This is a genomic window from Amycolatopsis circi, assembly GCF_003385235.1.
GTDB lineage: Bacteria > Actinomycetota > Actinomycetes > Mycobacteriales > Pseudonocardiaceae > Amycolatopsis > Amycolatopsis circi.
Map to the genome: position 1 here is coordinate 49,089 of NZ_PQIA01000030.1, position 13,496 is coordinate 62,584.

10 protein-coding genes and 2 tRNA genes are annotated in these 13,496 nt (G+C 68.9%); 6 read left to right on the forward strand and 6 right to left on the reverse strand.

What is annotated here, in order from left to right; genetic code table 11:
• Window positions 1-40: 40 nt before the first annotated feature.
• From D0D37_RS15995 to D0D37_RS16005, 3 genes are read right to left on the reverse strand one after another with little or no spacing between them, the layout of a single operon-like run.
• Entirely contained in the window at window positions 41-892 is an 852-nt protein-coding gene (locus tag D0D37_RS15995) for a hypothetical protein (protein ID WP_116201338.1), read from the reverse strand.
• Between the two features lie 23 nt (window positions 893-915).
• Window positions 916-2,076, reverse strand: a complete 1,161-nt coding sequence (locus D0D37_RS16000; protein WP_244223527.1) for a serine hydrolase domain-containing protein — start codon at window positions 2,074-2,076, stop codon at window positions 916-918.
• 30 nt (window positions 2,077-2,106) lie between these two features.
• Window positions 2,107-2,346 carry a hypothetical protein gene (locus tag D0D37_RS16005; protein ID WP_116201339.1) on the reverse strand — a complete coding sequence of 80 codons (240 nt, stop codon included), beginning with the start codon at window positions 2,344-2,346 and terminating at the stop codon, window positions 2,107-2,109.
• Between the two features lie 169 nt (window positions 2,347-2,515).
• On the opposite strand from D0D37_RS16005, the gene D0D37_RS16010 reads away from it, so the two are divergent.
• Both D0D37_RS16010 and D0D37_RS47930 read left to right on the forward strand, forming a co-directional pair.
• Entirely contained in the window at window positions 2,516-4,771 is a 2,256-nt protein-coding gene (locus D0D37_RS16010) for a helix-turn-helix domain-containing protein (RefSeq protein WP_116201340.1), read from the forward strand.
• An 18-nt stretch (window positions 4,772-4,789) separates the two neighbouring features.
• A complete protein-coding gene (locus D0D37_RS47930; RefSeq protein ID WP_116201365.1) occupies window positions 4,790-5,731 on the forward strand; it encodes an ankyrin repeat domain-containing protein in 942 nt (313 codons plus the stop codon).
• 17 nt (window positions 5,732-5,748) lie between these two features.
• Here the strand turns inward: D0D37_RS47930 and D0D37_RS16020 are convergent, their stop codons facing one another.
• On the reverse strand, window positions 5,749-6,699 hold the full coding sequence (locus D0D37_RS16020; protein ID WP_116201341.1) for a DMT family transporter: 951 nt from the start codon (window positions 6,697-6,699) through the stop codon (window positions 5,749-5,751).
• On the opposite strand from D0D37_RS16020, the gene D0D37_RS16025 reads away from it, so the two are divergent.
• Window positions 6,698-8,116: an aminotransferase-like domain-containing protein gene (locus tag D0D37_RS16025; RefSeq protein WP_116201342.1), complete on the forward strand. Its 1,419-nt coding sequence runs from the start codon at window positions 6,698-6,700 to the stop codon at window positions 8,114-8,116. The genes D0D37_RS16020 and D0D37_RS16025 overlap by 2 nt on opposite strands.
• Here the strand turns inward: D0D37_RS16025 and D0D37_RS16030 are convergent.
• Both D0D37_RS16030 and D0D37_RS16035 read right to left on the reverse strand, forming a co-directional pair.
• Window positions 8,113-9,612 carry a class I adenylate-forming enzyme family protein gene (locus tag D0D37_RS16030; protein WP_116201343.1) on the reverse strand — a complete coding sequence of 500 codons (1,500 nt, stop codon included), beginning with the start codon at window positions 9,610-9,612 and terminating at the stop codon, window positions 8,113-8,115. The two genes, D0D37_RS16025 and D0D37_RS16030, sit on opposite strands and share 4 nt — an antisense overlap.
• Before the next feature lie 179 nt (window positions 9,613-9,791).
• Window positions 9,792-11,609: a flavin-containing monooxygenase gene (locus D0D37_RS16035; protein WP_116201344.1), complete on the reverse strand. Its 1,818-nt coding sequence runs from the start codon at window positions 11,607-11,609 to the stop codon at window positions 9,792-9,794.
• A 168-nt stretch (window positions 11,610-11,777) separates the two neighbouring features.
• On the opposite strand from D0D37_RS16035, the gene D0D37_RS16040 reads away from it, so the two are divergent.
• The 3 genes from D0D37_RS16040 (at window position 11,778) to D0D37_RS16050 (ending at window position 13,229) form a co-directional block, all read left to right on the forward strand.
• Window positions 11,778-12,968 carry a sigma-54-dependent transcriptional regulator family protein gene (locus tag D0D37_RS16040; RefSeq protein ID WP_425266942.1) on the forward strand — a complete coding sequence of 397 codons (1,191 nt, stop codon included), beginning with the start codon at window positions 11,778-11,780 and terminating at the stop codon, window positions 12,966-12,968.
• Window positions 12,969-13,051: 83 nt separating this feature from the next.
• Window positions 13,052-13,123: transfer RNA gene (locus tag D0D37_RS16045), tRNA-Val, on the forward strand.
• A 34-nt stretch (window positions 13,124-13,157) separates the two neighbouring features.
• Window positions 13,158-13,229, forward strand: a tRNA-Val gene (locus D0D37_RS16050).
• Window positions 13,230-13,496: the final 267 nt, after the last annotated feature.

Below are 13,496 nucleotides of genomic sequence, written 5' to 3' on the forward strand. Positions count from 1 at the left end.
GTAAACAGCGGTCTCATAGTCACTTTCTCGGTAGCGGGGGTCACGGGTTCTGGGTCACGTGGAAACCGGCGCCGTAGGTGCCGGGGTGTGCGGCGTCGCGGGCGCGCAGGTCGGCGAGGATGTTCGCCGAGCTGGTGTAGACGTACTGCGGGACGCCCAGGATGATCGCCTTGGTGATGCCCGCCCACGGACCCGCGGCCTGGAAGTTGTTGCCCTGCCCCGGGTATTCGGTGCCGGGCACGTGCCAGATCGCCGGACCGCCGGAATCGTTCGCCTGGTGCTTGGCCCAGGACTGGTAGACGCCGTTGGAGTTGCTGGTGACGCGGCCGTACCAAACGCCGAGCTGACCCGACACCACAAGTTCGTTGTTGTTGCTCAGCGCGGCCCCGAGGAGACGTTCGTTGGCCAGCGGCGGATTCAGCGCGTTGGGGCTGGGCTGCCCGTCGGGGACTTCCAGCTCGCCGGTCTGCTTGAGGTACGGCCCCTGCGAGGACAGCGTCACCGACGGCACCAGCTCGATGATCATGTAGTCCTTGGTCGGGTGGCCCGTCATCGAGCCTTCGCGGTTCTTGAAGTACCGCACGTAGCCCACCGGACCGAATCCGGTGTCGTTGCGGTCGTAGACCGGTTCGATGTTCTCCGGGATGTCGCGATCGGAGTAGTGCTGCCCGGGACCGTCCGTCAGGCAGTGCCCGGCCGAGACGGCGATCTTCCGGTCGTACTTGTCCGTGCCGACCGCCCCGATCGTGCAGAAATGGTCGGGAGTGCTCAGGTCGAACAGGATCTGCATGGAGTTGAAGACCCGTTTCGCGGGCTCGGCCGAGGCGCTGGCCGCACCGGTGACCGTCAGGACGACTGCCGCGATCGCGGCGAGGAAACTTCGGGTGCGCACGCACGCTCCTTGATTCGTAGGGTTCACTGCCTGCTGCCGCAGAGAGCGGAGTCGATCACGTCGAGAGGCGAAGGCCGGATGCTCGTTGCCTCCCACGCGTTGGTCATCATCGAGGCATACCGGCCGTCGTCGGTCGCCGCGGTCCACGAGGTGTAGCCGGAGACCGCGAGACCGTTGTGGAACCACGCTTCGCCGCCGCAGGACAGCGTGATGGCCTGCAGTCCGAGGCCCAGGCCGACGTAGCTCGGATCGTGCACCGGGACCTGGATCGTCCGGCGCATCTCGGCCAGCGCCGCCGGCGAGACGACCTTGCCGTCGAGCAGCGCGCGGTAGAAGGTCGACATGTCGGCGAGCGTCGAAACGATCGCCCCGGCCGAGCTTTCGATCGACGGTTCGGAGACGACCGGAGCCGAGGTCGTCTCGGTCCAGAAGAAGAACGGGCCCGCCCGGACCCCGCGGTACCCGGGGAGATACGGCGCGGGCAGGGACCGGTCGCCCGCGCGCGGGAAACTGGTCTGCGCCAGGCCGAGCCGGTCGATGATCCGGGTGGTGATCGCGTCGCCGACGGACATCCCGGTGACCTGCTCGATCAGCAGGCCGTTGATCAGGTAGCCCAGGTTGGAGTACAGGACGCCGGCGCCGGGCGCGGACGCGGGAGGGAAGTTCCGCAGCCCGACCTGGACCAGGTCGTGCAGGCCGATGCTGCCGTCGGGTTTGACGAACCCGGCGGCTTTCTGGGCCCAGGCCACCACGTCCGGGGACGGGATTCCGGCGGTGTGCTGGAGGAGCTGGCGGACGGTGATCCGGCTGCCGTCGTAGCCGTTGCCGTCGACGAGACCGGGCAGGTACCGCTCGATCGGCGCGTCGAGCACGACCTTGCCCTCGTCGACCAGTTGCAGGACGACCGACGCGGTGAAGGTCTTGGTCTGGCTGGCGATCCGGAAATGCTCGTTCGGCTGCAGGGGACGCGCCGGTCCGGTGATCGTGGCGCTGCCGCTGGACAGGTGCCACGACCCGGACGCGTTGCCCGCGTAGACAGCTGCGCCGGGGCCGGCGTGGGACTGGTAGCCGTTGAGGACTGCTTGGGTGTCGGCGTGGGCGTCGGCCGCTGATGCCGGGGCGGCCAGCGCCACGGCGACGGCGACGCTCGCCAGTACCGAACCGGCCCGTCTCAGTCTGTGCACAAAGTCTCCTTCGCTCAAAGGGTTCTGGAGCTACCTGGTCTGGTACCGGCAGACGGCCACCGCCACCACGATCAGCAGCAGCACGCCCACCAGCACCAGGCACCCGACCCCGCCGCTAGCCGACCGGCGGCGCTCCGCCTGCCCCCTTGGCGGAACGCCGGGATGGCACCGGGCGTAGTGCCGCGCGCGCTGCTCGGCACTCTCCGGCCGGGCGAGCCAGGGCGTCCGATAGCCGCATTCGCCGCACCAGTACCGGTAATCGGCGGCCATACCCGGTTTCCTTCTCTCGTCTGACGAAGTGACCGGGCTGGGGATCCGGTGCCGATCATGGTGGTATTCGCGCAGGTCATCGCGCCAGAGCACAAGCCGGTCAGGCATGACCGGCCAGCGCGGTAAGCTCGTTGCGGGGTAAGCGGACGCATAGTGAGGGGTCTCCGCGGTGACGAGCCGGGCCGGCGTTCTGCTGCGGGAAATGCGGCGTCAGGCGGGGCTGACGCAAGAGCAGCTGGCGGAGCGCTCCGAGGTCAGTGTCAGCACCATCCGGCGGCTGGAGAACGGCAAACCCATCGATCCGCGGATGGGCACCGTGAAACTGCTGGCCGACGTTTTGGGAACCACGACGGCCGAGCGACGCGCGCTGCTGGCCGAGTTCGGCGTCTCCCCTGCCCCGGACGAGATCGAGCCCCCGCGAATCCGGAGCGCGCTGTCCGAGGCCGCGGACCAATTCGCGCAAGTGGTCACCTCTCGCTGGCAGCGCGAGGAAGAGCAACGCCGCGTCCACGATCCCTTCCCGCTGCCGGTCCGATGGCAACTGGCTTCGGAACGGCTGACCGATCGCTGGGACAACGTCCGCGGCGTCCCGCCGGGCGCTTCCGCGGAACCGCTGAAGCTGGACGGCGAACTGGACGACATCGCGGACGTCTACCGGCGGATCCCGTCCGGACGGCTGGTGGTGCTGGGCCGCGCCGGTTCCGGGAAGACGATCCTGACGCTGCGGTTCGTGCTGGGCTTCCTCCGGACGCGCACCGCCGCCGAACCGGTGCCGGCGATCTTCAACCTCAGCGCGTGGGACCCGACGGCCAGCACGCTGCGGGACTGGCTGATCGAACGGCTCCCCCAAGACTATCCCGATTATCCCGGCCTGACCGCTCCCCTGGCCGCCGAGCTGGTCGAAACCGGGTGCATCCTCCCAGTTCTGGACGGCTTCGACGAGATCGCCGCCGGGTTGCACGCCGCCGCGTTGGCCGCGCTCAGTGCCACTTCACTGCCGTTTCTGCTGACCAGCCGTCCCGACGAGTACGCGACAGCAGTCGCCGCGACCGACGTGCCGACTTCGGCCGCGGCCGTGGAACTGCTCGACCTGACCCCGACGGACGTCACCAACTACCTGCCCCGCACGACCGCCCGCGACGGAAATCTGTGGGGTCCGGTGCTCGCCGAACTGCGCGACCATCCGGATGGACACCTCGCTGCCGCGCTGAAAACGCCGTTGATGGTGGTTCTCGCGCGGACCGTCTACAGCGACGTCCCCGGCCGGGATCCCGCGTTTTTGCTGGACACCACCGAGTTCCCGACCTCGCACGCCCTCGAAGACCACCTGCTTGCCAGCTTCGTGCCCACCGTGTACCAGCACCGGCCCCCGCACGTGGCCCGCCCGCTCCGAAGCTGGGATCCCGAACGCGCCCAACGCTGGCTGGGATACCTCGCCCAGCACGTAGGCCAGCTCGACGACCACGACCTGGCGTGGTGGCAGCTGGGCAATTCGCTGCGCCGTTCGTCGCGGATCCTCGCGGTGGTCCTGGCTACGACGCTGGCTATCGCTGTGCTGAACTGGCTTGTCTTCGTTCCGCTCGATGTCATCGACCGCGGGACCGCGTTCACCTTCCGCGCGGGCCTGATGGACGGGCTCCTGATCGGGCCGATGGTCGGCCTGGCCTTCGGACTGGTCCACGGCCTGATGATCGTGTGCGGCGGCAGGACGATCGAGCCGTCGCGCGTCCAGATCCGGCTGCGCGGACGACATCGGACCGGCCGCCAGTTCGTCCGCGCTTACGCCGCCCGGCTCGGCGCCACCCTGCTGGGCGGGTTCGTGATCGGGCTCGGGTACGGGCCGGTGAACACGGCTTTGCACGGGCTGCTCTTCGGATTTCCGCCGGACGGCAAGTCGCTTGCCGAGAAAATGCTCGTCCCGACGCTGGTCTACGGCCTGGTCTTCGGGCTCGCGGCTGGCCTCGTGTTCGGACTCATGGCCGTGCTGGAGATCCCGCTGGACGTCGGCTCGGCCGCCACCCCGCTCGGTCTGCTGGCCACCAACCGCACGACTGCCTTGCGCCAGTTGCTGATTCTGGTGCCGACAGTCGCCCTCGCCATCGCTTTCGGCGGTCGGCTGCTGGTCGACCTCCTGCAAGGTCCGTTCGGCCCGCTCCGCTGGCCGCTGTCGTCCGGCCTGCTCATCGGAGCTGTCGGCGGACTTGGCGGTGGGCTTTCGTATGTGCTGGCGTTTACGGCGTGGGGGCAGTGGGTGCTGCTGGCGCGCATCTGGCTGCCGCTGACCGGCCGTCTGCCTTGGGCGGTCACCGCGTTTCTCGACGACGCGTACCGGCGCGGGGTGTTGCGGCAGGCTGGGGCGGTGTACCAGTTTCGCCATGCGCGGCTTCAGGATCATCTCAGCCGTGCGTACCGCGCGCACTCCTGATCCGGCATGCTGTTCGGCATGAACAGTGATGGGGGATGGCAAGGTTTCGACTGGGAAAGCTGGACGGATCTCGGCGAAGTGCGGGCCCGGCTCAAGGAAGGCGCTGACCCGAATGTCGGCGACCTGTGGCCCGGACCGCCGCTGCACGCCGCGGCCGAGTTCGGCTCACCGGAGGTCGTGGCCGAGCTGGCGCGGCGGGTGGACGACGTGGACGCGATGTCGGCCGGCTGCACGGCGCTGTGGCGGGCAGTGGCCGCGCACCAGCCGGAAAACGCCCGCGCTCTGGTCGCCGCGGGCGCGGATCCGTTGCTGGACATGATGTCGGGCTGGTCGCCGGGACGGCTGAGCCGCACGAGTCCCACGCCGGAGTTGCCTGGCGTGGCAGCTTCGCTGACGCCGGAGGAAATCGTGACCGTCGAGGAAAGCCGACGGCTGATCTCGGTGCTCGGCGATCAGCACCTCGACGGGTTGGGCATCGCCTGCGTCGCGGGCATCGACGTCGCCGAAGCGGTGCGCAGGCTTTCCGCGGCGGTCCTCCCCGACCAGGAGGAGCTGCAGGCCGAGTGGGACGAGGACCCTTTCAACGACGGCAACACCATTCTGACTATGTGGGCCACCGACGTGCCGGGCGGATGCGTGCTCGCGCAGCCGTGGGGATACGGGCCGCAGATGCCCGAGGTGACCAAGACGTTGTCGGTAGGCACGACCTGCTACGGCATGTACGCCAATCCCAAGAGCGGCAACCAAGGCAGCATCGTCCGCGACGACGAGATGATCGGCTGGGACTTGCATCCCGGCGGCGGGCCGAGCGAACAGGGTGACGTGCTGTTGTCCAGTCTGTACGAGGGTGAGGCGCTCGCCTATTGCTTCGCCTACGCGGGACTGCGGCCGGTCGACAGCCGTTCCGTCACCGGGCCGCCGGACGCGTGGATCCTGTTGCCCGACCGCGACTATTGGTAAAGGTGCGGCGAGCGATGTCACCTCGCACCTTCGACGGCCGTCTGCACTGGCGGACGAGCAGTCCGGACCCGCACCGCGCTTCCCGCGCAGGCGACCACCGCGAGCCCGCCCAAAAGGGTCTGCCAGGTCAGCTCCTCGCCCAGGAATACCGCTGCCCACAACAGATTCAGCACCGGCTGCACCAACTGCACCTGGCTGACCTGCGTCATCGGTCCCAGCCCCAGCCCCCGGTACCACGCGAAGAAGCCCAGATACATGCTCACCACGGCTAAATAGGCGAAAGCGGCCCACTCGCCGACTGTCGCATGTGGAGGGTGGCTCGCCATCGACACGACGGTCAACCCGACCATCAACGGCGAGGCGACCACCAGCGCCCACGAGACGGTCTGCCACGCGCCCAATTCCCGTGCCAGCAAACCGCCCTCTGCGTAGCCGACCGCGGCGGCCAGCACCGCGCCGAAGAAAAGCGCGTCCGACCATTGCAGACCGCTGAGACCACCGCCTTGCAGGACAGCGAAGCCGATCGCGGCGACGGCACCGACCGCGGCCAGCGCCCAAAACGTCGCGGGCGGACGTTCGCGGGTGCGGAGAACCGCTACTACCGCAGTCGCTGCGGGGAGTAGCGCGATGACGACGGCGCCGTGGCTGGCGGAGGCCGTGGTGAGGGCGTACGAGGTCAGCAACGGGAAGCCGATCACTACTCCGCCCGCGACGACTGCGAGGCGGAACCACTGGCCGCCACGCGGGAGACGCTGCTTGGTGACGAGCAGCGCGACCGTCGCGAGCACCGCGGCGACTACGGCCCGGGCGGAGCCGATGAACATCGCCGAGAGGCCGCCGTTCTCGACCGCGACCCGGGTGAACGGCATCGTGAACGAGAACGCCACGACGCCGAGCAGGCCCCACCAGAGACCGGCCCGGGGTAGCGCCGGTGCCGTGGGGAGAGTAGCGCTATCCTTCAGTTTCATGTCCGACGATAGCAGCTCCCGGATCGCTTCGACACTGCGCGAATGGATCAGCACCGCCCCGGCCGGAGCGAAGCTGCCGTCGTCGCGGGAACTGGTCGCGCGGTACTCGGCCAGTCCGGTGACTGTCCAGAAAGCGTTGCGCAGCCTGTCTTCCCAGGGACTGGTGGAAAGTCTGCCGGGAGTCGGCACGTTCGTCCGCGCGGCACCGGCCACCGGGTCCGGCGACTACGGTTGGCAGACAGCGGCGCTCGGAACCCCGGGACACGGCCTGCTCACACAGCCTGCGTCGCTGCAGCCGGCCTCCACGAACTCAGTAGCGCTTCATTCCGGCTATCCCGACCCGGAACTGCTGCCGGAGCGTCTCGTCCGGAGTGCGTTCTCCCGAGCAGCCCGGACGGCCGCTTTGGTCGGACGGCCGCCGACCGCGGGCGTCCCCGAACTGCAGGCCTGGTTCGCCGCAGAACTCCGCGCGATGACCTCGGCCGGGATGGCGCCGGTGACGCCGCGGGACGTCGTCATCACCCCAGGCAGCCAGAGCGGCCTGGTCACCGCCTTCCGCGCCCTCGTCGGACCAGGACAGCCACTGCTGCTGGAATCGCCGACGTACTGGGGCGCGATCCTCGCCGCGAAGAAAGCTGGCGTCGCGGTGGTGCCGGTGCCGAGCGGCCCGAACGGCCCAGATCCCGACGAACTCGCCAGGACGTTCGAGCAAACCGGCGCGCGGGCCTTCTACGCGCAGCCCAGTTTCGCCAGCCCGACCGGCGCGCTGTGGCCTCCGGACCTGGCCGACCGCGTCCTCGACACCGTCCGCCAGCACGGCGCGTTCCTGATCGAGGACGATTCCGCGCACGATTTCGGCATCACCGCGGAACCGCAGCTGCTCGCGGGCCGCGACGACGACGGACACGTGGTCTACCTCCGCTCCCTCACCAAAAGCGTCTCCCCCGCGATCCGCGTCGCCGCACTGATCGCCCGCGGTCCGGCACGCGACCGGATTCTGGTCGACACGCTGGCGGAGTCGATGTACGTCAGCACGGTGCTGCAGACTGTCGCGCTCGACATCGTGACCCAGCCCGCGTGGCGCACCCACCTGCGCCGGGTCCGGCACCAGCTCAAGACCCGCCGGGACCTGCTGCTTTCCGGGCTCCGTGAACACGCGCCCGCGGTGCAGGTGGAATCCGTGCCGCAGGGCGGGCTGAACCTCTGGGCACGGCTGCCCGGAACGGTTGATCTGGCGCGCGTGGTCCGCGACTGCGAAACCGCCGGAGTCGTCATCGGCTCCGGCGACGAATGGTTTCCCGCCGAACCCACCGGACGATTCATCCGGCTCAACTACGCCGGACCGAACCCCGGCGCATTCGCCGACGCGGCGCGGGTGATCCAGGAGGCAGTCATGGCGAACGTCGAGAGCCGCTAGCTTTCCGCGCGCAGGGCCGCCTTTTGCACCTTCCCCGACGGCGTCAGCGGCAGGCTGGGCCGAAGCACAATCTGGCGCGGGACCTTGTAGTCAGCCACCTTCCCCGCGCAAAACTCCTTCAGCTCCGCCTCGGTGACAGCCGAATCTGGTGCCGGGACAACGTAATACCGGCCGATCTCCCCCAGCACCGGGTCGGGAACGCCGACTCCGGCCGCCATCAGCACGCCGGGGTGCGCGGCAAGGACGTTCTCCACCTCGATCGGGTAGATGTTGAATCCGCCTTGGACGAACATGTCCTTGGCACGGCCGTGCAGCGTCAGGTAACCGTCCTCGTCCGCCCGCGCCATGTCGCCGGTGTGCAGCCAGCCGTCCGCGTCGACCGCCGCCGCGGTTTCCGTTGGCAGATTGTGGTAGCCAGCCATGATCGACGGTGTCCGGAACAATAGCTCGCCGGTTTCGCCGACGGGCAGCGCTTCTCCGGACGGGGAGGCGATTTTGGCTTCCACACTGGGAAAAGGCACGCCGATCGAGCGTTCGGTCGCTTCCGTGCTGGCACCCCACGGCGTCATCACCACGGCACCGGAGACCTCGCTCAGCCCGTACAGGTTCATCACGGTCGCCTTCGGGAACGCAGCCGTAAGACGTTGCAGCAGAGCAGGTTCCGCGTTCGCGCCGCCGGTGACCACCACGCGGATCGCGGAAGTGTCGACACCGGCGAAAAGCTCGTGGTTCAGCAGGAGCGTGTGCATCGTCGGCACGCCGACCCACATCGTCAGGCCCGCGGTCCGGAACAGATCGGCGGCGGCACCGGCGTCGAAGGACGGCAACAGCACCGTCCGGCTGCCCGCGACCAAAGCGGACAGGATGCAGCAGGTGATGCCGCTGACGTGATTGAGCGGAACGGCCACCGGCAGCACGTCGGCAGGGCTCAGCTGGAGGTGGTCGGCTTCCGCGGCGGCGGACTCCAGCTGGCCGCGATGGGTCAGCGTCGCGCCTTTGGGGCGGCCGGTGGTGCCGGAGGTGTAGATGATCATCACCGGGTCGTCCTCTTCGACCGCGGCCGAAGCAGCAGCCAAGGCGGCAGTATCCGGCTCCGCTGAGCCCAGTTCGGCAAAAGTCGCGAAAGAAACGCCGGGCAGCTCAAGTTTTCCCAGCAGGGCAAGGAAGTCGACGTCGCCCGCCGAGGGCTCGGTCACCACGAGCCGCGCGCCGGAATCGCTGAGGATGTGCGAGAATTCGGTCTCCCGGTACCGCGGGCTCAACCCCACCACGGCGGCGCCGATCTTCGCGGCGGCGAAGTACACCGCCAGCCATTCCGGCGTCGTGCGCCCGTTGACCGCGATCCGGTCGCCGCGCCGCACGCCCCGCCGCAGGAAGTCGGCCGCGATCCGGTCCGACCACGCGTCCATCTCGGAAAACCGGAGGTCCCGCGAACCGGCCGTCCAGCCGACGGCGTCCGCGGCGGCGGTGCGGAGCAGGTCGTGAATACGCGTCATCGCTCGTCCTCACTGGGTCAGGTGGACGGCGAGGAAGTCGAGCTGATCCGCGACGTCCTTTTCGCCCACAGGCGGATGGTAGACCGTGAAGTTCGCCGAGGGCATGGACATCGTTCTGACCGGACTTGCAAGGAAAAACCCAGTGACCGCCAACGCGGCCACCGGGTTTCCCTCAACTCTCAAGACAGATGATGCACGTCCTGCAGCCCGTACACCGGCGTCTCAAGACCCTCGAACCGCGCCTTCAGCTGCAGCGCCAGATACAGCGAGTAATGCCGCGACTGGTGCAGATTCCCGCCGTGGAACCACAATCCCTCCTGCTGGGTGGGCTTCCACATGTTGCGCTGCTCGCCCTCCCACGGGCCCGGGTCCTTGGTCGTTTCCGAGCCGAGGCCCCAGCATTTGCCGACCCGGTCCGCGGTTTCCTGGCCGACCAGGTCGGCGACCCAGCCGTTCATCGAGCCGTAGCCGGTGGCGTAGACGACCACGTCGGCTTCCAGTTCGGTGCCGTCCGACAGCACCACCGAATTCGCGGTCAGGTGGTCGACCTGGCCGTGCGCGAGCTTGATGCTGCCGTTGGCCACGAGTTCCGAAGCGCCGACGTCGATGTAGTAGCCGGAGCCGCGGCGCAGGTACTTCATGAACAGGCCGGAGCCGTCGTCGCCCCAGTCGTGTTTGAAGCCCGCCGCCTCGAGCCGGGCGTAGAAGTCCGCGTCGCGCTCGTGGATCGCTTGGTACACCGGGATCTGGAACTCCGGCATGATCCGGTACGGGATCGACGCGAAGATCAGGTCGGCCTTCTCGGTGGTGACGCCCGCGGCCAGTGCGCGCTCCGAGTACAGGTCGCCGAGGCCGAGGTCCATCAGCGAATCCGACTTCACGATGTGCGTGGACGAGCGCTGCACCATCGTCACGTCCGCGCCGTGCTCCCACAGCGCCCCGCAGATGTCGTGCGCCGAGTTGTTCGACCCGACGACGACCGCCTTCTTGCCCGCGTACGCGTCCGGGCCGGGATGCTGCGACGAGTGGTGCTGGTCGCCCTCGAACTCGTCCATTCCGGGGAACGACGGCAGATTCGGCTTGCCGGACATGCCGGTCGCGAACACCACGTGCTTCGGCGTCAGGACCACCTGCTCGCCGTCGCGGTCCACGGTGACGTGCCACTGCTTCGCGTCGTCGTCCCACACCGCGGAGGTGACCGCCGAACGAGTCCAGTACGGCACCTCCATCAGGCGCGTGTACATCTCCAGCCAGTCCGCGATCTTGTCCTTCGGCGCGAACACCGGCCAGTTCTCCGGGAACGGCAGGTAGGGCAGGTGGTCGTACCAGACCGGGTCGTGCAGGCAGAGGTTCTTGTACCGTTTGCGCCACGAATCGCCGGGCCGGTCGTTGCGTTCCACCACCAGCGCGGGCACGCCGAGCTGGCGCAGCCGGGCGCCGAGCGCGATCCCGCCCTGCCCGCCGCCGATCACGACGACGTAGGGCTGCTGGCCGTAGCCGAGCGTCTCCTGCTCCTCCGCCCGCTTCTCCGCCCACGACCGGCGGCCGCGGACCACGCCGTGCTCGACGCCCTTGGGCCGCCGTTCCCGCTGCGACTCCTCGAAGCCCTTCAGCTCGCGCAGGCTGGTGAGCAGCGTCCACGCGCCTTCTTCCTTGAGCCGCAGATGCCCTTTCGCGCGTCCGGCGGCGGTCTCGAACTCGATCCACGCCTCGGTGACGCCGTCGGCTTCGGTGGCCGGTTCGCTGGTGCGGAACCCGCTCGGATCAGTCGCTTCCAGACAGCCGCCGAGCAGGCCGGCGACCCCGTCCCTGCCCTCGACGGTCTTGAGGTTCCAGGTGAAGGAAACCAAGTCGCGCCAATAGGAATCGACGGCGAACAACGCCGCGGCAGCCTCGATGTCGCGGGCGGCCAGCGCGGCCTCGAACCGGGCCAGCCAGTCCTCGACCCGGGCCTGCGGCGTACCCGCCTGCGCGATCCGGTCGACCGTCTGTGTCATGGCTGCTCCTTCATGTGCTCGCGGTACCCAGCGTCGTCGGTGGTGTAGCGCCGATCACACTCCCCCGGCGAGCCGCGCGGCAAGGGTTGCAGCGAGTTGCACGCGCCGAGGCATGACAACATCGGCGCAGGTCACCTATGCTGGACCGCTGACGCGATGGTGCGGGAGGTGACTGTGGTGGTGCACAGTGCGGTGCCTCCGGGCCGCAACCTGCCCACCCACGCCCGCGACCTGGTCCGGATGCACGAAGCCGTCATCGGCGGCAGCCGTCCCGCGGTGCCGCCGCGACCGCTCGTCTCGCGCTCCTGGTCCCGTGTGCTGAGCCTCGGCCTGACCGCCGACGGAATGAACACCCGCGATTCGGTGCCCGGCGACGAGGTCGAACGCCGCCGGCACGGCTCTCCGCTGCGGCACATCATCGAAGACCTCCGCCAGGTCGTCGGCGCGACCTCCGATTCGGCACACATGCTGCTGGTAGTCACCGACGCCGACGGCATCATCCTGTGGCGCGAAGGCTCGTCCGCCGTCCGGCGCAAAGCGGACACGCTGGGCTTCACCGAAGGCTCCGAATGGACCGAATCCCGCGTCGGCACCAACGCGATCGGCACCGCCCTCGCCGAAGCCGCGCCCATCGAACTCCTCGCCGGCGAACACTTCGAGCAGAACCAGCACCCGTGGTACTGCACCGCCTCGCCGATCCACGACCCGCGCACCGGCGAACTGCTCGGCGTCATCGACGTCAGCGGCCCGGCCCTGACCCTGCACCCGGCCATCGGAGCCCTCGTCGAAACCGGCAAGCGGCTGGCCGAATCCGAACTGTGGCGCACCCACCGCCAACGCCTCGAACGACTGCGCCAGATGGCTGAACCTGTCCTGTCGTCCGGCCCCGCGCTGGTCGTGGACGAGGACGGCTGGGTCGCGCACAGCGTCGGCGTCTCCGCGGGCGAACGCATCGCCGCCCCGAAAGCCGGTCAGGTGGTCGCCGTCCCCGGCCTGGGCGCCTGCCTCCCCGAACCCATCGCCGACGGCTGGCTGGTCCGCCCCGCCGACCCGGCCCGCACCGTCCGGCTCGACCTGGACCTCACGCCCGCACCCCTGCTCAGCCTCCGAGCAGGCGACACCGGCTGGCGCCGCCCGATCACCAAACGACACGCGGAAATCCTGGTCCGCCTGGAAAAGGCCGGCCGCGACGGCCTGTCCGCGGTCGCACTGAGCCACGCGTTGTACGGAGACGCCGAACACCTGGTCACCGTCCGCGCCGAAGTGTCGCGTCTGCGTCGCCTGCTGGGCGCCATCGTCGACACCCGCCCCTACCGCCTGGCCGAAGGCGTGCGCATGACTGTCCACGCAGGACAGTGACCAGCGAAGTCCCCGAAACCGGGCCCCCTGTCCGGCGTCGCCGAGGCGTCCGCTAATGTTTACGACACGTTGCACAGCAGCAAGCGCGATTAGCTCAGCGGGAGAGCGCTTCCCTGACACGGAAGAGGTCACTGGTTCAATCCCAGTATCGCGCACTCCAGTCCACCCCAGGCTGGTGCGTTGCACAACGGGCGATTAGCTCAGGGGGAGAGCGCTTCGTTCACACCGAAGAGGTCACTGGTTCGATCCCAGTATCGCCCACTCGACTCGAGGCGATCTGTGCCCGCACAAAGCGCGGGCCGGGTCGTCTCGTCGTGTTTTCTGGGGGTGCAACCCCCAGGCCCCGCCCGGAGGGCTTCGCCCCCGGACCCCTGCCCGCGATCGGTCCCGTTGTGTTCTTCGGTTCCGGCCCCCTGCCCGCGATCGGTCCCGTTGTGTTCTTCGGTTCCGGCCCCCTGTCCGTGGCCGGTCGCGTCGTGTTTTTTCGGTTCTGGTGGGATTCGTTGTCAGTCTCGCCGGATTCGGCTG